General features: G+C 64.0%; 22 protein-coding genes. 6 read left to right on the forward strand and 16 right to left on the reverse strand.

Going from position 1 to position 20,462, the window contains the following annotated elements; all coding sequences use genetic code 11:
• Positions 1–69: 69 nt before the first annotated feature.
• Entirely contained in the window at positions 70–2,550 is a 2,481-nt protein-coding gene (locus KO538_RS07090; protein ID WP_219327884.1) for a TonB-dependent receptor, read from the forward strand.
• A gap of 119 nt (positions 2,551–2,669) precedes the next feature.
• Positions 2,670–4,238, forward strand: coding sequence for a histidine phosphatase family protein (locus tag KO538_RS07095; protein WP_257620209.1), 1,569 nt, complete (start codon positions 2,670–2,672; stop codon positions 4,236–4,238).
• Positions 4,239–4,298: 60 nt separating this feature from the next.
• Here KO538_RS07095 and KO538_RS07100 read toward each other — a convergent pair whose 3' ends face one another.
• The 7 genes from KO538_RS07100 to KO538_RS07130 all read right to left on the reverse strand — a co-directional run bounded on the left by KO538_RS07100 (position 4,299) and on the right by KO538_RS07130 (position 11,318).
• Positions 4,299–5,585 (reverse strand): MFS transporter, encoded by a 1,287-nt coding sequence (locus KO538_RS07100; protein WP_034746812.1) that lies wholly within the window; start codon positions 5,583–5,585, stop codon positions 4,299–4,301.
• Positions 5,586–6,160: 575 nt separating this feature from the next.
• Complete coding sequence (locus KO538_RS07105; RefSeq protein ID WP_034747840.1) at positions 6,161–6,481, reverse strand: thioredoxin family protein; 321 nt, start codon at positions 6,479–6,481, stop codon at positions 6,161–6,163.
• A gap of 21 nt (positions 6,482–6,502) precedes the next feature.
• On the reverse strand, positions 6,503–7,198 hold the full coding sequence (locus tag KO538_RS07110) for a fumarylacetoacetate hydrolase family protein (protein WP_034746811.1): 696 nt from the start codon (positions 7,196–7,198) through the stop codon (positions 6,503–6,505).
• Positions 7,199–7,274: 76 nt separating this feature from the next.
• Positions 7,275–8,570, reverse strand: coding sequence for an MFS family transporter (locus KO538_RS07115; RefSeq protein WP_219327885.1), 1,296 nt, complete (start codon positions 8,568–8,570; stop codon positions 7,275–7,277).
• A gap of 153 nt (positions 8,571–8,723) precedes the next feature.
• Positions 8,724–9,926, reverse strand: coding sequence for a 3-oxoadipyl-CoA thiolase (pcaF, locus tag KO538_RS07120; RefSeq protein ID WP_219327886.1), 1,203 nt, complete (start codon positions 9,924–9,926; stop codon positions 8,724–8,726).
• Between the two features lie 41 nt (positions 9,927–9,967).
• A complete protein-coding gene (locus KO538_RS07125; protein ID WP_219327887.1) occupies positions 9,968–10,609 on the reverse strand; it encodes a 3-oxoacid CoA-transferase subunit B in 642 nt (213 codons plus the stop codon).
• Positions 10,610–10,619: 10 nt separating this feature from the next.
• On the reverse strand, positions 10,620–11,318 hold the full coding sequence (locus KO538_RS07130; RefSeq protein ID WP_219327888.1) for a 3-oxoacid CoA-transferase subunit A: 699 nt from the start codon (positions 11,316–11,318) through the stop codon (positions 10,620–10,622).
• Positions 11,319–11,483: 165 nt separating this feature from the next.
• On the opposite strand from KO538_RS07130, the gene KO538_RS07135 reads away from it, so the two are divergent.
• Positions 11,484–12,311, forward strand: coding sequence for an IclR family transcriptional regulator C-terminal domain-containing protein (locus KO538_RS07135; protein ID WP_219327889.1), 828 nt, complete (start codon positions 11,484–11,486; stop codon positions 12,309–12,311).
• Between the two features lie 16 nt (positions 12,312–12,327).
• Here the strand turns inward: KO538_RS07135 and KO538_RS07140 are convergent, their stop codons facing one another.
• The 4 genes from KO538_RS07140 to KO538_RS07155 are packed head-to-tail and all read right to left on the reverse strand — an operon-like array spanning position 12,328 to position 14,442.
• Positions 12,328–13,185: a ChaN family lipoprotein gene (locus tag KO538_RS07140; protein ID WP_219327890.1), complete on the reverse strand. Its 858-nt coding sequence runs from the start codon at positions 13,183–13,185 to the stop codon at positions 12,328–12,330.
• Between the two features lie 42 nt (positions 13,186–13,227).
• Positions 13,228–13,659: a YeeE/YedE family protein gene (locus tag KO538_RS07145; protein WP_219327891.1), complete on the reverse strand. Its 432-nt coding sequence runs from the start codon at positions 13,657–13,659 to the stop codon at positions 13,228–13,230.
• On the reverse strand, positions 13,656–14,081 hold the full coding sequence (locus KO538_RS07150; RefSeq protein ID WP_219327892.1) for a YeeE/YedE family protein: 426 nt from the start codon (positions 14,079–14,081) through the stop codon (positions 13,656–13,658). Before KO538_RS07150 ends, KO538_RS07145 begins: the two co-directional genes overlap by 4 nt.
• A gap of 7 nt (positions 14,082–14,088) precedes the next feature.
• Positions 14,089–14,442 carry a helix-turn-helix transcriptional regulator gene (locus KO538_RS07155; protein ID WP_034746789.1) on the reverse strand — a complete coding sequence of 118 codons (354 nt, stop codon included), beginning with the start codon at positions 14,440–14,442 and terminating at the stop codon, positions 14,089–14,091.
• 334 nt (positions 14,443–14,776) lie between these two features.
• On the opposite strand from KO538_RS07155, the gene KO538_RS07160 reads away from it, so the two are divergent.
• Positions 14,777–15,184 (forward strand): PEP-CTERM sorting domain-containing protein, encoded by a 408-nt coding sequence (locus tag KO538_RS07160; RefSeq protein ID WP_152546360.1) that lies wholly within the window; start codon positions 14,777–14,779, stop codon positions 15,182–15,184.
• Positions 15,185–15,254: 70 nt separating this feature from the next.
• On the opposite strand, the gene KO538_RS07165 is transcribed toward KO538_RS07160, so the two are convergent.
• From KO538_RS07165 to KO538_RS07180, 4 genes are read right to left on the reverse strand one after another with little or no spacing between them, the layout of a single operon-like run.
• Positions 15,255–15,434 carry a hypothetical protein gene (locus tag KO538_RS07165; RefSeq protein ID WP_034746783.1) on the reverse strand — a complete coding sequence of 60 codons (180 nt, stop codon included), beginning with the start codon at positions 15,432–15,434 and terminating at the stop codon, positions 15,255–15,257.
• On the reverse strand, positions 15,431–15,832 hold the full coding sequence (locus KO538_RS07170) for a DUF3224 domain-containing protein (RefSeq protein WP_219327893.1): 402 nt from the start codon (positions 15,830–15,832) through the stop codon (positions 15,431–15,433). The genes KO538_RS07165 and KO538_RS07170 overlap by 4 nt, the downstream gene beginning before the upstream one ends.
• Positions 15,832–16,419, reverse strand: a complete 588-nt coding sequence (locus KO538_RS07175) for a DUF1697 domain-containing protein (RefSeq protein ID WP_219327894.1) — start codon at positions 16,417–16,419, stop codon at positions 15,832–15,834. Before KO538_RS07175 ends, KO538_RS07170 begins: the two co-directional genes overlap by 1 nt.
• A 13-nt stretch (positions 16,420–16,432) precedes the next feature.
• Positions 16,433–17,998, reverse strand: coding sequence for a sensor histidine kinase (locus tag KO538_RS07180; protein WP_219327895.1), 1,566 nt, complete (start codon positions 17,996–17,998; stop codon positions 16,433–16,435).
• A 207-nt stretch (positions 17,999–18,205) separates the two neighbouring features.
• Here KO538_RS07180 and KO538_RS07185 point away from each other — a divergent pair, with 207 nt between their 5' ends.
• Entirely contained in the window at positions 18,206–18,544 is a 339-nt protein-coding gene (locus KO538_RS07185; protein WP_257620210.1) for a hypothetical protein, read from the forward strand.
• A complete protein-coding gene (locus KO538_RS07190) occupies positions 18,541–19,386 on the forward strand; it encodes an HDOD domain-containing protein (RefSeq protein ID WP_219327896.1) in 846 nt (281 codons plus the stop codon). Before KO538_RS07185 ends, KO538_RS07190 begins: the two co-directional genes overlap by 4 nt.
• Positions 19,387–19,538: 152 nt before the next feature.
• On the opposite strand, the gene KO538_RS07195 is transcribed toward KO538_RS07190, so the two are convergent.
• A complete protein-coding gene (locus KO538_RS07195) occupies positions 19,539–19,865 on the reverse strand; it encodes a hypothetical protein (protein WP_034746769.1) in 327 nt (108 codons plus the stop codon).
• Positions 19,866–20,462 lie beyond the last annotated feature (597 nt).

A 20,462-nucleotide genomic window follows, 5' to 3' on the forward strand; every position in this document is an offset into this window, starting at 1 on the left:
CGTTCGCGGTTCCACTTTGCGCATCTCGTGCGTCAAGGCAGCTGAGATCAATCAAAAAAGGCTGTCACCATGTCCGCTCGTATCCTTACCGTTTCCTCGCCGCGCGCGCTGCGCACGCGGCTCCATCCTCTGGCCCTGGCCGCCCTGCTGCTCGCTGGCGCTGGCATGCACGTCCAGGCAGCCGCCCAGGCGCAGGCCAGCCTTGCCACCGCCAGCTACGCCATCCCCGCCGGTCCGCTGGCCGCCGCCCTGAACCGCTATGCGCAGCAGGCGGGCGTGTCCATCGTCATCGACGCGTCCAAGGTGCAGGGACTGCAGACGGCCGGCCTGCAGGGCAGCTACGCCATCGACGACGGCTTTGCCGTGCTGCTGCGCGGCAGCGGCTATGCCATCGGCAAGACGGCAACCGGCTATGTGCTGGTGGCCGCGCCGGCATCCGCGCCCACGGCAGCGGCAAGCGCCGCCTCGGCGGCCGAGCGCACCATGCCCTCGATTACCATCGTCGGCCAGGCCGAGCAAGGCGCCACCACGGAAGGCAGCGGCTCCTACACGGCGCGCAAGATCACCCTCGGCAAGGGCGAGCAATCGATGAAGGACATGCCGCAATCGGTCAGCGTGCTGACGCGCCAGCGCCTGGACGACCAGGGCATCACGGACTTGCGCGAAGCCGTCAACAACGTCACGGGCGTGGTGGGCGTGCATGGCGTGGGCGCGGGCGTGGTGATCACCTCGCGCGGCTTCCAGATCGACCAGTGGCAGTACGACGGCGTGCCGATCGACCGCAACACCTATGCGCTGGGTAACTGGGGCCAGGAAAACATGGTCATCTACGACCGCCTGGAAGTGCTGCGCGGCGCATCGAGCCTGCTCGAAGGCACGGGCAGCCCGGGCGGCTCCGTCAACCTGGTGCGCAAGCGCCCGCTGGCCACGCGCCAGGTCGCACTCACGGGCCGCGCCGGTTCGTGGGACCACTACGGCGCACAGCTCGACGTCAGCACGCCGCTGAATGCGGAAGGCACTTTGCGTGGGCGCGCCATCATTGATGAAGACGACAGCCATTCCTTCATCGACCAGGTGTGGAGCAAGAACCACACCGTGTATGCGGCGCTCGACTACGACCTCGGCCCCGCCACCACCGTGGGCCTGGCCGTGAGCAACGTCAACGGGCGCGGCCGCCCGATGTTCATCGGCCTGGCGCGCTACGCCGACGGCAGCGAACTGGGATTGCCCCGCTCGACCTATACGGGCGCCGACTGGAACCGCAGCAAGGTGGAACAAACCACCGTCAACCTGGACCTCGAGCACCACTTCAACAGCCGGTGGACCTTCAAGACGGCCGCGCTGGGCGTCAATGAACGCACCAATTCGACCCACCAGCGCATGGCCGGCACCATCAAGGCCGATGGCAGCGGTTCCATGTACGGCGACTTCTCCACCGATTTCAAGAACCAGAAGCGCGGCATCGACGCCTTCGTGCGCGGCAAATTCGATGGCCTGGGCATCGCGCAGGAAGTCGTCATGGGCGCCAGCTATGTGAAGTTCCACTCCGACGACCGCTATGCGCGCGCCTGGACGCAAGGCGCGCAGATCTTCAATATCAACCACCACCGTCCATGGCAGGACTTCGACACCATCGCCGCGCGCGGCGTGAGCTCCAGCAGCACCTACGACATGCGCCAGAAAGGCCTGTACGGCACCTGGAACGGCCAGCTGACCAGCAACCTGAAAGCGCTGCTGGGCGGGCGTTTCAGCTGGTATGACTTCGAGTATGCGCCCAAGGGCGGCACGGCGGACAGCACCAGGGTCACGGCCAAGTTCACGCCATCGGCGGCCCTGATGTATGCGCTGACGCCGCAATGGTCCACTTACGCCAGCTATGCGGGCGTGTTCCAGCCGCAGACGAACCGCAACGCGGCGGGCCAGGTCCTGAAACCGGTCACGGGCGACAGCTATGAAGCTGGCGTCAAGGGCGAGCTGCTGGACGGCAAAGTCAACACCTCGCTGGCCGTCTTCCGCTACGAGCACAAGGACCGCGCCGTCAACGACTACGCCGCCGGTTTCGCCTGCGACGGCTGGTACTGCTCGCGCGCCTCGGGCAAGGTGCGCAGCCAGGGCCTGGAAGCGGAAGTGTCCGGCGAAGTGGCGCGCGGCCTGCAGCTGTCGGCCGGCTATGCCTACACGACGACGACCTACCTCGACGACCCGGACAACAAGGGCGAGGTCTTCTCGACGTGGACGCCCAAGCACATGCTGCGCCTGTGGTCCGGCTATACCCTGCCCGACGAGTGGAGCAAGTTCAGCGTCGGCGCCGGCGTGAACATGCAAAGCCACACGCTGGACTTCGGCCGCTCGTTCGACGTGGCCGGCTTCTCGCTGTGGAACGCGCGCCTGGCCTGGCAAGCCACGCCGCAGCTGTCGCTGGCCGTCAACGTCAACAACCTGTTCGACAAGCGCTACGTGATCCCGTCGTATAACGACACGGGCGGCAATAACCACTTCGGCGACCCGCGCAACGTGCAGCTGACCCTGAAGTACACGCCGAAGTGGTAGGCTGACGCGCTGCGCTGACAGCACAGGCGGGCCGGCATTCAGCCGTGCCCGCCTTTTTTTCCGCTTTTTTTCGTTCAGTGCTAGGCTGGCGTACGAGAAATATTCACCACGAAAAAACCATGCCCTTACTGCTACCCCTGTCCAGCATTGCGCTGACCCTTGCCCTGTACGCCAGTCCCGTCCTGGCCATCGAAGGCCATTACCAAACCAAGACGCCATATGCGCCGCAGCAGGACCCGGCCACCTATGCCGCGCCACCGGCCGGCTTCCAGCCCATCTACACGCAACTGGTGGCGCGCCACGGATCGCGCGGCTTGACCGGCATGAAGAGCGACGCGGCCCTGTATGCGATGTGGCAGCAGGCCGCCGCGCAGGATGCGCTCACGCCGTTGGGGCGCGAACTGGGTCCCGACATCCTGGCCCTGATGAAGGCCAACGCGCTGCTTGGTTATGGCGTGGCCGGCATCGAGAAACCCGGCTACGGCAATCTGTCGCAGACGGGCATCGAGGAACATCGGCAGCTGGCCGTGCGCATGCTGGCGCGCCTGCCCGCCCTGTTTGCACAAGTGGGCCAGGACGCGGCCACGGCGCCGCGCCAGCTCGTCACCATCGATTCCGGCGTGGACCGCGCGCGCGACAGCGCCCGCTTTTTCACGCAGTCGCTGCTCGAGCACGCGCCCGCGCTGGCGCCCTTGCTCTACCTGCCGCCCGCGCCGGCGCCGTATCCGCAGGGACGCAAGGCGGTACCGCAAGCGGATGGCGTCAACCGTTTCCTGCTGTACGCGCACAAGCTGGCGCCGCGGACGGATCTTGTCGCCGATCGCGCCAACCCGTATTACGCCACCTACGCCGCCAGCCAGGCCTACCAGTACTATGAGAGAACCAAGCAGCTGCACGCGCTGATGGATGCTCCCGCCAGGCTGCCTGCGGCGGCTGCGCATGCGCGCCACGTGCTCGAACGCCTGTTTGCACCCGCCTTCCTCGACCAGCTCGAGCGCGGCGCCGCCAGCTATGCGGACACGGGCAGCTACACCTTCACCAGCGCGGACGGCCAGCTCACGCGCACCATGACGGGCAGCGGCAAGACCGCCATCCGCAGCCTGAATGCGGCCGCGACAAAACTATATGAACTGTATGCGATCGCCGCCGGCATGCGCCATGAAGTGCCGGCCGATTTCAGCCGCTACATGCCCGCCGAGGATGCGCGCTACTACGCCGATATCGCCGACCACGAGGATTTTTACCAGAAAGGACCGGGCAGCACGACCAGCGCAGGCGTGACCTGGCGCTTCGCGCTGGCCTTGCGCGACGATTTTTTCAAGGAAGTCGATGCCCTGGCCAGCGGCGATGTGCGCCACGCGGCCAAGCTGCGCTTCACGCACGCCGAAATGATCATCCCGCTCGTTTCGGCCATGGGCTTGAAAGAGGCGCTGGCGCCGCTGCCGGCATCGGCCAGCGACGGCCATGACGGCCCTCGATGGCGCGGCCAGAGCATCTCGCCGCTGGCGGCCAACATGCAGTGGGATGTCTACCGCAACGGCGCAGGACAACTGATCGTACGCCTGCTGTACAACGAAAAGGAAACCGATTTCCAGGCCGCTTGCGACGGCGCGCGCATCGCGCCCGGCAGCGTCTTCTACGACTATGCGGGACTGAAAGCCTGCTACGGCCACGTGGCAACGCCGTAGACACAAAAAAAGCCGCCAGCTTACGCAACTGGCGGCTTTCGAGCATCGTGTAGCAAGCAGCTACTGCCAGGCTTCCTTGCCCGCGCGCGGCTTGCCCACCATCAGCAGCGCGCCCAGGGTCAGCACGGCCGCCAGCGACAGGTAGTAGCCGACGTATTGCAAGCCGTAGTTGGTGGCCAGCCAGGTGGCGATGTACGGCGCCAGCGAGGCACCGAGGATGCCGGCCAGGTTGAACGTCAGCGAAGCGCCCGTGTAGCGCACTTCGGGCGGGAACAGCTCGGACAACATCGTGCCCAGCGGTCCGTAGGTCATGCCCATCAGGCCCAGGCCGACGGCCATGAAGACGGTCACTTCCCACGTCACGCCCGAACCGAACATCGGCGCGAGCACCAGGCCGAAGATGGCGATGGCGACAGAGACCCAGATCAGGGTGGCACGGCGGCCGCGGCGGTCGGCCAGCACGGCCGAGAATGGAATCGTCAGCGCGAAGAACAGCACGGCAAACAGCTGCACGATGAGGAATTCCTTGCGCGTGAAGCCCAGCTTGGTCGTGCCCCAGCTCAGCGCGAACACCGTCATCAGATAGAACAGCACAAAGGTGGCCAGGGCGATGATGGTGCCCAGGAACAGCATGCGGCCATGCTGGCGGAACACGGTGGCCACCGGCAGTTTGACGACTTCGTTCTTGTCGATGACTTTCTGGAAGTCCGGCGTTTCCGTGATCTTCAGTCGCACGTACAGGCCGACGATGACCAGCAGCGCGCTGGCCAGGAAGGGGATGCGCCAGCCGTAGCTGAAGAACTGTTCATCGGTCATGGTTTCGCTCAGCAGCAGGAAGATACCGCCCGACAGGAAGAAGCCGATCGGCGCGCCCAGCTGCGGGAACATGCCGTACCAGGCGCGTTTGCCCGGTGGCGCGTTTTCCGTGGCCAGCAGCACCGCGCCGCCCCACTCGCCGCCCAGGCCCAGGCCCTGGCCGAAACGGCACAGCGCCAGCAGCAGCGGCGCCAGGGTGCCGATGGCGGCATACGTCGGCAGCAAGCCGATGATGACGGTCGAGATACCCATGGTCAGCAAGGCTGCGACCAGGGTGGCCTTGCGGCCGATACGGTCGCCGAAGTGGCCGAACACGGCCGAACCGATGGGGCGGGCGAAGAAGGCGATGGCGAACGTGGCCAGCGACTGCAGCACGGCGGCCGACGGATCGCCGGCGGGGAAGAACAGTTTCGGGAACACCAGCACGGCGGCGGTGGCGTAGATATAAAAGTCGAAGAACTCGATGGTGGTGCCGATCAGGCTGGCGAACAGCACCGTGCCGGGGGAATTTTTCTTGGGGGGGGTGCTCATTTACTGCGCTCCTTGGGGAGGGTGTCTAAAGGCCATTCTCTGGATGTTTTTTCAGGCAGCAGCACAGCACGTTGTCTAGGCGCGCGGTTCACATATCATAGCTGTGCTCGGGCGTAATTGCTGCGAATTTGCTATTAAATTCGCAAACAAATTCCACGCCGCAACACGCCGTTGTTAACGGCAGACAACGGTGTACCAACGCGCGCTATCGCGCCGTGATCAGTGCTGATTTAGAGAAACAACGGTCGTGCGCCATCCGGTTACCCGGGGCGCGGCAGGAAAGGCGTCAGGGGGTGGGCGACGTGTATCAGGCCCGGCGTATCGCCAGGCATTCCGTACCAGACCCGCGCGTCGGCATCGCGGCATCGGTCATTTGTGGTGAGTCCTTGCCTGCGGCCCCTCCGGGTGGAGCGGGCCGGCGATGATCGCGCTGCATCACTCAGGATGCGGTTGATCTTGCTGTAAGCGGCTTATGATACGCGCAGTGGTGCGGTGCGGCAAGAAGTTGTGATGGAGCATGTGCGGTGGTGTCGGCTTACGCTGCGCTAAGCCGACCTACGCCAACCTACGCCGATCTACGCATCAATCAATGCAAAAGCCTGTTCAATTTCGCGGCTGTCGAGCGGGCGCACGAGGCGGGCCACTTCCTGGCCATCCTTGAGGAAAATCAAGGTCGGCCACAGCTTCACCCGGAACGCGCGCCCCAGGACGCGGCCGGGGCCGTCTTCCACGCGGATATGCGGCACCCCGGGGTGCTGCGCAAACGCGGCGGCCAGCGGCGCCTGGGTGGCGCGGCAGTGACCGCACCAGCCCGTGCCGAATTCCAGCAAGGCCGGCCCGGTCAAGGCGTCGATCTCGGCGCGCGTCGGTTGTGTTACGGAATACGTGTCGTTCATCATGTCAGTCTCCTTGAGAACTTAGACCACTTTCACGCGCAAGGTGCCCAGGCCATCGATGGCGCCCACCAGCTCGTCGCCGCGCTGCACGGCCGCCACGCCGGCCGGCGTACCCGTGTAGATCAGATCGCCCGGCTGCAAAGTGAAATAGGTCGACAGGTCGGCGATGGTTTCAGCCACGTTCCAGATCAGCATGTCGATGGTGCTTGCCTGGCGCAGCTCGCCGTTCACGTGCAGGGTGATGGCGGCATGGTTGACGTCGCCCGCCTGCGCGGCCGGGGTGATGGAGCCGATGGGCGCCGAGTGCTCGAAAGCCTTGCCCGTGTCCCATGGACGGCCCAGTTTTTTCGCCGCGCCCTGCACGTCGCGGCGCGTCATATCCAGGCCGATCGCATAGCCCCACACGTGGCTCAGCGCATCGGCCACGCCGATGTCGCTGCCGCCCTTGCCGATGGCCACCACCAGTTCCATCTCGTGCTGGAAATCCTGCGTCTGCGCCGGATACGGCAGTTCGCCCGTCGTGCCGGCAGGCACGGGCAGCACGGCGTCATTTGGTTTCATGAAGAAAAACGGCGCCTCGCGGCCCGTGTGGCCCATTTCCTTGGCGTGGTCGACGTAGTTGCGGCCCACGCAATAGATGCGGTGGACGGGAAAGCTGTCGGCGCTGCCCGTGACGGGAACGCTGGGCTGGATCGGTGCGGGAATGACATACGACATGAAAACTCCTGATCGGCACGATAAAAAGGCGGTGATGAAAAAGGGACACCGCAGTGTCCCTCATTTTACGACAACGTTACTTCAGCAGTCCCGAGCGGCTCGGGTCCGGCATGCGGATAGCAACGATGAAGGAAATCAGGCACATGACGGTCACGTACCAATAGAAATACTCTTCCACGTGCCAGGCCTTGAACTGCAGCGCCACGTACTCAGCCGAACCGCCGAACATGGCGTTGGCGACCGCATACGACAGGCCCACGCCCAGCGCGCGCACTTCGACGGGGAACATTTCCGCCTTGATCAAGCCGCTGATCGACGTGTAGAAACTGATGATGGCCAGCGCAATGACGATCAGGCCAAACGCCGCGTACGGGCTGGTGATGTCTTTCAGGGCATGCATGATGGGCAGCACGCACAAGGTGGCCAGGCCACCGAAGAACAGCATCGAGGTGCGGCGGCCGATGCGGTCGGACAAGGCGCCGAACACCGGTTGCAGAATCATGTAGACGAGCAGAGCGCAGGTCATGACGGCGCTGGCCGTCTTGGTATCCATGCCGGCCGTGTTGACCAGGTATTTCTGCATGTAGGTGGTAAACGTGTAGAACACAAGCGAGCCGCCGGCCGTAAAGCCCAGCACCGTGATGAAGGCGCGCTTGTGCTTGAGCAAGCCGCGCAAGCTGCCCGCATCCTTGTCCTTGCGCTCGCTGGCGGTAGTCGTTTCCGTCAGGGATTTACGCAGGTTCAGCGACACGAGGGCCGCCAGGGCGCCAAAGACGAACGGAATGCGCCAGCCCCAGGCACGCAGCTCTTCCAGGGTCAGCAGTTGCTGCAAGACCACCAGCACCAGCAAGGCCAGCAATTGGCCGCCGATCAGGGTCACGTACTGGAACGAGGCGAAGAAGCCGCGCTTGCCCGACTCCGACACTTCGCTCATGTAGGTGGCGCTGGTGCCGTATTCGCCGCCCACGGACAGGCCCTGGAACAGACGCGCCACGAGCAGCAGGAACGGCGCGAAGGCGCCGATGGTGTCATAGGTCGGCATGACGGCGATCATCAACGAGCCGCCGCACATCATCAGCACGGAAATCATCATCGACTGGCGGCGGCCGTATTTGTCGGCGATGCGGCCGAACAGCCAGCCCCCCACGGGACGCATGAGGAAGCCGGCGGCGAAGATGCCGGCCGTCTGCAGCAGCTGCGTCGTCGGGTTACCGGAGGGGAAGAAGGCGTGCGAGAAGTACAGCGCGCAGAACGAGTAAATGTAGAAGTCGAACCATTCGACCAGGTTACCGGAGGAAGCGCCAATGATGGCCTTGATGCGCTGCTGGGAAGTCAGCTGCGCAACGTCATGCGGAGTATCGTGGGATGTCATATCAGTCTTTTTGTTCGTGTGAAAAAGCCAACGCCAGCCCGGTTGCCCGGACTGGTTTTGCATCATACGCCCTTGATCAGAGTCAAAAAGCCGCCCGGCATACGGGTTAATACGTATCGCCGGCAACTATTTTTCGCCTGCGGGCGTGTGGAATCAGACCCGTTCCAGCACCAATGCAATACCCTGCCCCACGCCGATGCACATGCTGCAGAGCGCATAGCGGCCGCCCGTGCGGTGTAGCTGGTTGACGGCCGTCATGGCCAGGCGCGCACCGGAGGCACCCAGCGGGTGGCCGAGGGCGATGGCGCCGCCGTTCGGATTGACGCGCGCATCGTCGTCGGGTAAACCCAGCTGGCGCAGCACGGCCAGGCCCTGGGCGGCAAACGCTTCGTTCAGTTCGATGACGTCGAAGTCGGCCAGGGTCAAACCCGTCATGGCCAGCACTTTCAGGGTGGCGGGCGCGGGGCCGATGCCCATGATGCGCGGCGCCACGCCGGCCGTCGCCATGGCCACGACACGGGCCCGCGGTGTCAGGCCAAAACGGGCCGCGTTCGCCTCGTCGGCCAGCAGCAGCGCCGCCGCGCCATCGTTGACGCCCGAGGCGTTGCCGGCGGTAATCGTGCCGTCCGCGCGCACGACAGGCTTCAATTTGGCCAGGGTGTCCAGCGTGGTGGCGCGCGGGTGCTCGTCACGGACAACGACGATGGGATCGCCTTTCTTTTGCGCGATGCTGACGGGACAGATTTCACTGTCGAACACGCCCGCCTGCTGCGCCGCCAGCGCCTTGACCTGGCTGGCCAGCGCGAACGCATCCTGGTCCGCGCGGCTGATACCGAATTCGGACGCCACGTTTTCCGCCGTTTCCGGCATCGAATCGACACCGTACTGCGCCTTCATCAACGGATTGATGAAGCGCCAGCCGATGGTCGTGTCTTCCATTTTCATGCCGCGCGAAAAAGCGCTGTCGGCCTTGCCCATGACGAATGGCGCGCGGCTCATGCTTTCCACGCCGCCGGCAATCATCAATCCCGCTTCGCCGCTCTTGATAAAGCGGGCGGCGCTGCCGATGGCGTCCAGGCCCGAGCCGCACAGGCGGTTCAGGGTGGCGCCCGGCACGCTGTCGGGCAAGCCGGCCAGCAGGGCGGCCATGCGCGCCACGTTGCGGTTGTCCTCGCCCGCCTGGTTGGCGCAGCCGTACAGCACGTCGGTAACGGCAGTCCAGTCCACGTCGGGATTGCGCGCCATCAAGGCACGGATGGGCACGGCGCCCAGGTCGTCGGCGCGCACGCCGGCAAGTCCGCCGCCATAGCGGCCAAACGGCGTACGCTGGGCGTCGCAGATATAAGCGTGAGTCATGTTCTTTCCTCCAAGAAAGTCGTTTGCGTATTGATGGTGAATTAACGTCCGTCCGTCAGCGGCACGGCCGTCAACGCTTGCAGCTGTTCAAAACTCAAGCCATCGACCAGTTCGACCACCACGGCCCCGGTGGGCGACAAATCGAGCACGGCCAGGTCGCTATAGATGCGGCTGACGCACCCGATACCCGTGAGCGGATAGGTGCAGGCCTGCACCAGCTTGCTTTCACCGGTCTTGGTCAGCAATTCCATCATGACCCAGGTTTTTTTCGCGCCGATGGCCAGGTCCATGGCCCCGCCCACGGCGGGAATGGCGTCGGGCGCGCCCGTGTGCCAGTTGGCCAGGTCGCCCGTGGCGGACACTTGAAACGCGCCCAGCACGCAAATGTCGAGGTGGCCGCCACGCATCATGGCGAAGCTGTCGGCATGGTGAAAATAGCTGCCACCGGGCAGCAGGGTGACGGGCTGCTTGCCTGCGTTGATCAGGTCGTAGTCTTCCTCGCCGGGCGCCGGTGCGGGGCCCATGCCGATCACGCCGTTTTCGCTGTGCAGGATGATGTCCGCGCCAGCCGGCAAGTGGTTCGCCACCAGGGTCGGCAAGCCGATACCGAGGTTGACGACGCTGCCTTCATGGATGTCGGCCGCCACACGGGCCGCCATCTGGTCTCGATCCCATTTGTTCATTTGATACTCCTCAGGCTGCTTTGAAGCCGGCGGGGCCGGTGGCAGTGCGCGGCACTTGCACGATGCGCTGCACGAACAGGCCCGGCGTGACGACGTGCTCGGGGTCGATGCTGCCCAAGTCAAGCACCTCGTGCACGGAAGCAATGCTGACCTTGGCGGCCATGGCCATGATCGGGCCGAAGTTGCGCGCCGTCTTGCGGTAAGTCAGGTTGCCCCAGCGGTCGCCCTGCTCCGCCTTGATCAGCGCGAAATCGGCGTGGATCGGCGACTCGAACACATACATGCGGCCATCGATCTCGCGCGTTTCCTTGCCCTTGGCCAAGTCCGTGCCATAACCGGTCGGCGTAAAAAAGCCGCCGATGCCGGCGCCGGCGGCGCGGATGCGCTCGGCCAGATTCCCCTGCGGCACCAGTTCCAGCTCCAGCTTGCCCGCGCGGTACAGGGCGTCGAACACGTGCGAATCGGCCTGGCGCGGGAACGAGCAGATGATCTTGCGCACTTGCCCGTTTTTCAGCAGGGCGGCCAGGCCCGTGTCGCCATTGCCCGCATTGTTGTTGACGATGACGAGGTCGCGCGCGCCCTGGGCGATCAAGCCGTCGATCAGCTCGGCCGGCTGGCCCGCGCCGCCAAAGCCGCCAATCATGACGGTGGCGCCATCGTGGATATCGGCCAGCGCATCAAGCACGCTGGAACGCAGTTTGTCGATCATTGCGGTCTCCTCCCAGTCAAACCCATCGGTCATTTGTTCGCATAAAGAACAAATATTCGTATTTAGAACTTATTCGTGAGAATATGCCTGATCGAGGCGCTTGTCAATTTGCCGTTTTCGCCAGCGCCATGGCTATAATTGCCACCTTGACCAATTGGAATTGCCATGACCGCACGCAGCAGCACCTCCGTTCCCGCCGAAGAAATCCCTGATGCCGACGGCGCGCCCCGCCCCGGCGACAGCTATGTGCAATCGTTCGCGCGGGGCCTGGCCGTGCTGCGCAGCTTTGGCGCGGACGCGCCGCAGCAGACCTTGAGCGAAGTGGCGGAACGGGCGCAGCTGACGCGCGCCGGCGCGCGGCGCATCCTGCACACCTTGCTGCATCTCGGTTATGTGGAAGCGGATGGGCGGCTGTTCCGTTTGACGCCGAAGGTACTCGACCTCGGCTACGCCTACCTGTCGTCACTGCCCGTGTGGACGCAGGCGCAGCCGCTGCTGGAAGAATTGATGCAGACCTTGCGCCAGTCGTGCTCGGCCACAGTGCTCGACGGCGACGACATCGTGTATGTCGTGCGCCTGTCCGCGCACCGCACCATGTCGATCAACCTGGGCATCGGCAGCCGCCTGCCCGCCTACTGCACCTCGATGGGCAGAGTGTTGCTATCGGGCCTGACGCCGGACGTGCTGCGCGAACGGCTGTCGAAGATGGCGCTGCTGAAAATCACGCCGGCGACCAAGGTCGATATCGACGCCTTGATGGAAGAGATTGCGCAAGTGCGGCGCCAGGGCTGGTGCCTGGTGCAGGAAGAGCTGGAACAGGGCTTGATCGCCTTGGCCGCCCCCGTGTTCGACCGGGCCGGCAAGGTGGTGGCGGCGATCAACGTGAGCGGCCAGACGGCGGGGCCGTCCGTGGCGCACCTGCTGGAACACAGCTTGCCGAAACTGCTCGATACGGCAAGCCGGGTCAGCGCCCTGGTGCGGGTGCAGCAGTAGGCTTATTTCTTGAACCTTATTTCTTGAACTTGGCGCAAGGGTCCGGGCGCGGCTGCGCCGGCATTGTTTGCGTCAGGTCGAACGTGCCCTTGTAGCCGGTGGTACCCTGCTCCAGGTAGCCGATGCTGCGCACGTTCAGTTGCGGGTCGGCCAGCTTCAGCCAGCGGGGCACACCGATATCCTTGCGCACATGTTCATTGCCGGCGATCAGCACCACGTCGCGCGGCGCCTGGTCGCGGATCAGCTTGGCCATCCAGATATCGCGCGCCACTTGCGCGTTGACGACGCCGCCCACCATCATGTCGGGCAGCATATTGCAGCGGGCCGCCTGCACTTCCTTCTTTTGCCCTTCCAGGATATCGGCCGGCACGGGCGCGGCCAGGTACGTGGCCACCATGGCGGGCGGCATCGACCACTGGATGCCGTCGCGCACGATGCGCGAGGCATCGGCCGGCGACAAATTGCCGGCGACCAAGGTCAGCTGGTAGCTGATGACGAGGTCCAGCACGGGACGGTACACGCTCCAGTCCCAGCGCGGCTGTTCCATCACGCGGATGATGCAATCGGGGTCGGCGCATTCGCGCGCGGCGCGCGTCAGCAAGGCCTGGTTTTCGCGGTCGAACTGCTCCATGACGATCACGGGACGCCAGCCGGCCGCCAGCCGGCGGCGCAATTCCTCGACCCGCAGGCGCTGGCCTTGCGCATTGTCAGGGACTTCACCGAGCAGCAGCACTTGCGGATTGGGCAAGGCGTCAGCCACGGGCGGGGGTGGGGGCGGCGCTTCCTTCTTCAGCAGGCTGCCGCAGGCGGCCAGCGCCAGCATGCTGCACAGCAGGGCGGCGCGCGCGCCGGCACGGAAAATCACGGTTGTCATGTAAGCGGTATCCAAAGTGGCGATGCGCCAGATTGTACCGTCTCAGGCCGGCGCGGGCAGCTTGCGGCGCTCCAGCACTTCAAACACGGCCATGCCTGCCAGCATGGCGCCGGCAAACATCCACGCCTTCGGCTGGCCCGCCAGCAGCGACACGAGGGCGGGACCGGGACAGAAACCGGCGATGCCCCAGCCCGCGCCAAAGGCCAGGCTGCCCAGCAGCAAGCGCCGGTCGATGCGCCGCGATGCCGGCAACTGCATGGGCTCGCCCAGCAGCGACCTGATTCTCCGCCGCGCCAGCCAGAAGGCCGGCAAGGCCACGCCGATGGCGCCGCCCATCACCAGCGCCAGCGACGGATCCCAGGCGCCGGCCAGGTCGAGGAAAGCGAGCACCTTGGCCGGATTGGACATGCCGGAGACGATCAGGCCCAGGCCAAAGACAAGGCCGCTTAACAGGGAAAGAATCAGTTTATTCATAGGTGGCGCAACAGATAGACGGTGAGGAAACCGGCCGCCATGAAGACACACGTGGCCGCCAGCGAACGCGGGGACAGGCGCGACAGGCCGCACACGCCGTGGCCGCTGGTGCAGCCGGCGCCATAGCGCACTCCCACGCCCACCAGCAAGCCCGCCACGATCAGGGCGGGCGTGCCCGCGTCGATCTGCACAGGCGGCAAGGCTTGCCACAGCTGGTACAGCAAGGGCGTGCCGATCAGGCCGGCAAGAAAGGCGATACGCCAGCCCAGGTCGCCGCTGCGCGGGCGCAGCAAGCCGCCGACAATGCCGCTGATGCCGGCGATGCGGCCATTGAACAGGATCAATAGCGCAGCCGCCAGGCCGATCAGCATGCCGCCGGCCAGCGAGGCCCACGGCGTGAAGTGCTGCCAGGCTATGGTCATGGCGGGGTCAGTCCGCTTCGTCGTTGAACGGGGCGCGCGGCGCGCAAAATTGCGCGTACAGCACTTGCAGCACGGCCAGCACGGGCGCGCTGGCGACGCGGTAATAAATCTGCTTACCATCACGCCGCGTAGCCACCAGCATCTCTTCGCGCAGCACGCCCAGCTGCTGCGACAGGGTCGGCTGGCCGATGCCCACTTTTTGCTCGAGGTCGCTGACGCAATGTTCACCCTGCGACAGCTGGCACAGCAGCATCAAGCGGTCGGCATTGCCCATGGCCTTGAGCAGCGAGCTGGCCTTGTAGGCCGAGCCACGCATGGCGTCGAGGTTGTATTCGGCGTGTTGTGTTGCGACTGTCTCCATCTTGCCCTCCCACAGGCGGTCATGTTGAATAGCGTGCGATAAACAATATACTAATCAATATATTGTTTTCGTGCTGGCGATTCGCACAAAAAAACAACAGTGTTTTTTCGCCGATAGCGTACTTATGCAAAGTGTGCGGCAGCGATCACGTTTACGCTATCAAAATGACAAATATTCGTAATAAAGAGGAAATAAGCGTATCAAAATTGTCACGATCTATGCTGTAATGGGAGAACAGCAGAAAAACCATGATACGCCCCCGTACAGGCGAATTGTCCGTCCATGCGCTAGCCGGTTTCGGCTGCGCCGCACGGTGAACAACAGGGAGAGCACGATGAGAATCTATCAGTCGCTATGCATGGCCTTGCTGGCGCTGTCGGCCAGCACATGGAGCATGGCGGCAATCAGCGACACGACAGCCGGCAAGCTGCACGAAGCCGGCGAACGCGTGATGATCGATGAAAGCATCAGCTTGAATAATAATCCCGGCTGGGAAACGCCGGACTTGCCGTATGCACGCCTGCTGGCCAGCAGCAGCGCGACGGCGGCACCGCACTGGAGCACCAGTGGCGCGCGCCATGTGGCCCTGGCGCCGCCGAGGCCCATGACGGCCGCACCCGCACAGCAAGCCAACGTGCCGGCCCCCGTGCCCGAAGCGAGCATGTACTCGATGTTGCTGGTGGGATTGGGCCTGGTGGCCTTGAGCCTGCACGGCGAAAAACAGGAAAAATTCGATAACTGACGGCGCCTGCACTGGCAAGGCGCTGCTGAAGAACATTCCGCCTGGTGCGGAATGTTTTGTTATGGCGCCATCATTTGTCGAGCAGGCGGCAGACCCGTTCGATATTTCCCACGGGAATACCCGACTTCAGGGCGCGCGCGATGCAGCCCGCCTTGTCCGGGCCCGAGGCGGAAATGAGCACGAAGGCCGTCACCACCACGCTGATGGCGACGAGGACAATCAGGACACCCTTGACGATATCCCAGTTCATTGCGTCTCAACAATGTCATACGTGAAATCATAATAATGCTTGCCGTCCTCGATGCGGATGGCCAGGCTGCCCATGAGTCCTTGCAACTGCTCCGTCCCCGTATCGGGCACCACCGTCACCGACAAGGCGGGCGCGCCGCGCGTCATCGTGCCGCTGTGCTGCAAATAAAAACTGCCGCGGCGTCCGTCCAGAGTACCCTCCACCCGTTCCAGCGCCACATAGCCTGCCGAGCCGCTCACGCTGGCGCGCGCGCTCAGCATCTCGCCCTGCGCGCTGGCCTCGAGCGCGCCGTGGTAGCGCTTGTCGAGCGACAAGCGTCCCAGTCCCGATTGCGCGGCCGTGTCCGACAAGGTTTCCGGGGTGATGGTGACGTCGAAGGTACCGGTAATGGAAGGCATCATTGCTCCTTGGAAAATGAAGATGTGGCTGGCGCATCGGGTTCGCTCAGCAGCGCATGCAGTTTTTGCATGGTGGCCCAGTTGCGCGAGGTGACGCCGTCGCCCAGCAGCACGCCCAGCGCCGCCACCACCTTGCTGGCCAGCACGCCATCGGGACACCACGCATATGCGGCCCAGCGCCCCAACGCCAGCGCTTCGGGCTGCCACGGCTGCTGCAAGAGCGGCGCCAGGCGCTGGATGTCGGCCGGATTGTTCAGCACCAGGGTCAGCAGACGGGCCGCATCGGCCGCCGGCGCCAGGGTGTTTTGTTCGACCAGCTCGGCAAACTGGCTGGCCGACAGCACCGTCACCCTGGCCGCCACGCCCAGTTTCAGCACCAGCGCTTCCTCGATGCGGGCAGCGGCCTCGGCTGGCGCCACCTTGCCGCCGTCATACACGACGTTTCCGCTGTTGAGCACGGTGCGCACCTGCGCAAAACCCAGGTCGCCCAGCAGCTTGCGCAGGTCGGCCATGGCCACGCGCTTTGCGCGGCCCACATTAATCCCGCGCAACAGCGCCACTTGCTGACTGTTTTCTATCTGTGCCATGCTGTCTCCTTGCCTATGCCTGGCTGCTGGTGCTTTCCGGCAACGGCGTCACCGTGGGCAGGCGCAGCAGGAACGTCGCACCCTGCCCCAAGGTGCTGCTGACCGTGATGGTGCCGCCAAACTGCTTGGCAATCAAGTTGAACACGATATTCAAGCCCAGTCCCGTGCCGCCCTGCCCGCGCCGCGTGGTGACAAACGGGTCGAACACGCGGTCGAGCATGTCGGGCGCGATGCCGCGGCCGTTGTCGCGCACCTGCATGGCGATCGCGTCGCCATCGCGGCGCACGCCGATATGGATATTGCCGGCCGTGTCCGCATCAAACGCGTGCTCGACGCAGTTCAACACCAGGTTGGTCAGCACCTGCGCCAGCGCGCCCGGATAGCTGTCGAGCATGATGTCGGGCGGGCAGTCGATATCGATGCTGATGCGCGTCTTTTTCAGGGTCGGCTGCAGGCTCGAGATCACCTCGCCGATATAGTCGCGCAATTCGAACAAACGGCGCGCCTCGCTGACCTGGTCGACGGCGATCTGCTTGAAGCTGTGGATCAGATGGGCGGCGCGGTAGGCATTGTTCATGATCAGCCGCGCGCTTTCGCCGGCCGTTTCCAGGTAGCGCACGATGTCGGTCTTCTTCACGCTGCCGCCGGCCACGGCCGCGCTGATGTCATCGGTGGCTTCCTTCAGCACCGAGGCGCTGGTCAGCGCGATGCCGACCGGGGTGTTGATTTCATGCGCCACGCCGGCCACCAGGCTGCCCAGCGAAGCGAGGCGCTCCGATTGCAGCAACGATTCCTGCGTGCGGCGCAGCTCGTCCATGGCCTGCGCCGTTGCCTGCTGCGAACGGCGCGCCATGTCTTCCGCCTCGCGGCTGCCCTCGATGATGGACTTGAGCTTGCGCTGCACGGCATTGAAGCCGCGGATCACGTCGCCCAGTTCGTCGCGACGGTTTTCCGGCAGCTCTTCGACCTCGTCGCTGCCGCGCGTGGCCAGGTCGAACAAGCCGTCGCGCAACTGTTTCAGCGGCTCGAAGACGATGCGCAGACTCAGCGCCAGGGCGCCCACGAGGATGATGTCCAGCAGCAACACTTCCAGCACCTTGCGCCGCACTTCGGCATGCAGGGCCGCATCGATCTGCGCGCGGCTGAAATTGACGATGACCTTGCCGACGATCACCGGCTTGCCGCCTGTGGCCGCCGCCACGGCGTCGCGGAACACCAGCGGCGCCTCGACGGGCGTGCCGCCCATGGCCATGTCGGCGCTCAAAGGCACCAGGGTGCCGCCCGCGTCGCGCACCTCGCCCGCGAACAGGCCGACCGAGGCGTCGTAGACGCGGATGCCAACCAGTTCCGGCGGCAGCATTTCAGCCGCGACGATGCTGTCGACCTTGGATTTATCGAGGTCCCACAGGGCGGAGGGCAAGCTCGTCTGCAAGCGCGTCAGCACGCCGCTGCGCAGGCGCGCGCTGCCCGATTCGAGTTCTTGGCTCAGTGTATATTGGGTATAGCTGCCGGAAATGCCCAGCACCAAGGTGACGATCACGACAAAAAGCAGGGTCAGCCGGACTTGGATACTCGCCATCAATCAACACTCCCCGGGCCAGGCCTGCCGCCGGCCCGCGGCGCGGGCGCAGATACGTCGGCAATACAAGGGCCTGAATCAAATGTACGGTATGACATGCTTATTGGCAAGATTTACAGTATTTCCACTTTCGATAGGGACTTTGATGCAGGTTGAGACATTGCGGCATGGCAATGGTAATATCCCGCAATCATCTAAGGAGTCGTCATGGCGGTCACGCATCAACATCTACCCCTGGAACAAGTTCGTCCCGGCATGATCTTGTCGGATGTCTTGCTCGATGCGCATGGACAAGTGCTGTTGCCGCAAGGCGCCGTATTGACGGAAAACATGCTGGCCCTGATGCCGCGCCACAACATCGACATGCTGCCGATCCAGGCGCCGCCCCCTACTCCGGAAGCAATCGCCGCGCAGCAGGCGGCCGACAGCGAACGGCTGGCCTACCTGTTCCGCAAGCATGATCCCGACGATCCCCTGGACGCGGCCACCACCTTGTTGCGCAGCTATGTCACGGCGTACCGCCTGGGCACGGGAGAGTCCGCATGAGCACGCAACTGACGCTCGACGATATCGTCGCCCACCTCGATGACCTGCCTTCGCTGCCCGCCGTCGTCATGGAGTTGCTCAACAGCATCGACCAGGAAGATGTCGATATTTCCGTGCTGGCCAAAAAAGTGTCGTACGACCAGGCATTGACGGCGAAAACCCTGCGCCTGGCCAATTCATCCCACTATGGCTTGCAAGTGAAGGCCACCACCATCCAGCAGGCGATCACTTATCTGGGCTTCCAGACGACGCGCAGCCTGATCACGTCGGCCGCCATCACCGGTTGCTTCCCGGAAGGTCTCTGCCCCGGTTTCGACGACAAGGCCTTCTGGCGCCATTCGGTGGCGACGGCCGCCTGCGCCAAAGTGCTGGCGCGGCAGATCCGCTTCAACCAGGATTACGCGTTCACGGCCGGCTTGCTGCACAACATCGGCCGCTTGGTGCTGGTCAGCAGCTTTCCCGCCCACTACGCGCAAGTCATCGCGCACCAGGCCGCGCACGATTGCAGCCTGCTCGAAGCGGAACAGGCCGTGCTGGGCGTGGACCATGTGCAGGCGGGCGTGGCCCTGGCCGAACACTGGAATTTTTCCGACACCATGCGCCTGGCGCTGGGCAACTATCTGCAGCCGGAAACGCCAGGGGCAGGCTTTCTTGCATCGCTGATCCACGTGGCCAACGCGATTGTTTGCGCGCTCGACCTGGCGCAGGCGGGCGACGACATGGTGCCGCGCGTCTCGCCGGTGGCCTGGGATGCGCTGGGCTTGGGCGAAGACGCGTATCTGCAGCTGTTCCGCGAGACGGAACTGCGCTACGATGAAATCACCTCGGCACTGCTGAGCTAAGCAATGTCCTCACAACGCCGCAAACGCAAACGGCCCTCGCTGCGAAGCGAAAGCCGTTAGGGGTATGACGGTACGTCCATGCTGCCCGGTCCACGCCAGCCTGTTGCCGCCAGCAGCTACGCAAGCGGCACAGTCAGCGTACAACCGCCACATCAGTGCGCGTAATTCGATTCTTGCGCATCGCCGCGGTCTTCCGCTTTTGGACGGCCCTGGGCGTCGGACAGACGGTACTTGGTGCGGCGGTCGCCCATCAAGTCGCGCAGGTCGCGGATGCTCATGCCCGTTACTTCGTGCATGCGGATCAGCAGCGAGGCGCCGACCGGCAAGCGGTGGTGGCGGATCTTGCTGATGACCGGTGGCGCCACTTCAAGCAGACGCGACAGGGCTGCATCGTTCTTCAGCTGCATCTTGCTCAGCAGAATATCCAGCAGGTGGTTCGGGTTGTAACTCTCTTGCGATGCTAATGCATGATGTGCCATGATTTTTCCTCGTCTGGTGAATGTAGAAAATAATGCCGATACGAACTTAAGGCTGGCTTAGAGTGTTTAAATAAACGTCTTGCCCACTGATTCAGCCTTCCCCCGCCCTTCCTCCTTATCGCACTGCCCGCACAGGACTCGCACAGCCACGCCCAGCCAACGTACGCAACTTGCCGCGTGAGTAAACAGCACTGCAATCCACCAAAATGAATTGCATATAAGACAATATACTAGCCCAAACACGCGGCATCTGCGCCTCGCGCAAACTTCCTGATTGTTAAATATCAATCAAGCTGCTGGTTGGCTTGGCAACGATGCTATTTCAACACATTAGGATGCCAGCGGGCGCACACAAGGCTTTGCAGCAACTTGTTACAAATCAATGGTGACGTACGGCAATAAATGCTTTTGAGCATCACGACACATGGCGGCATATACAAGCGGCAACCTTGTCGGCAAGGTCAGCACGACATGGCCCGTGCCCGCGATTTACGCTAAACTATGGCCTGAACTTGCAGCGAGCCTGCCACCGGGCAGCCAGAGGCGCCCGGCCGGTCATCCACCGCCTCCCGCCCCGAGCGGCGCACGGCGCAAGCC

Source organism: Janthinobacterium sp. NKUCC08_JDC, assembly GCF_019345575.1.
In the GTDB taxonomy this organism is placed as follows: Bacteria; Pseudomonadota; Gammaproteobacteria; order Burkholderiales; family Burkholderiaceae_D; genus Janthinobacterium; species Janthinobacterium aestuarii.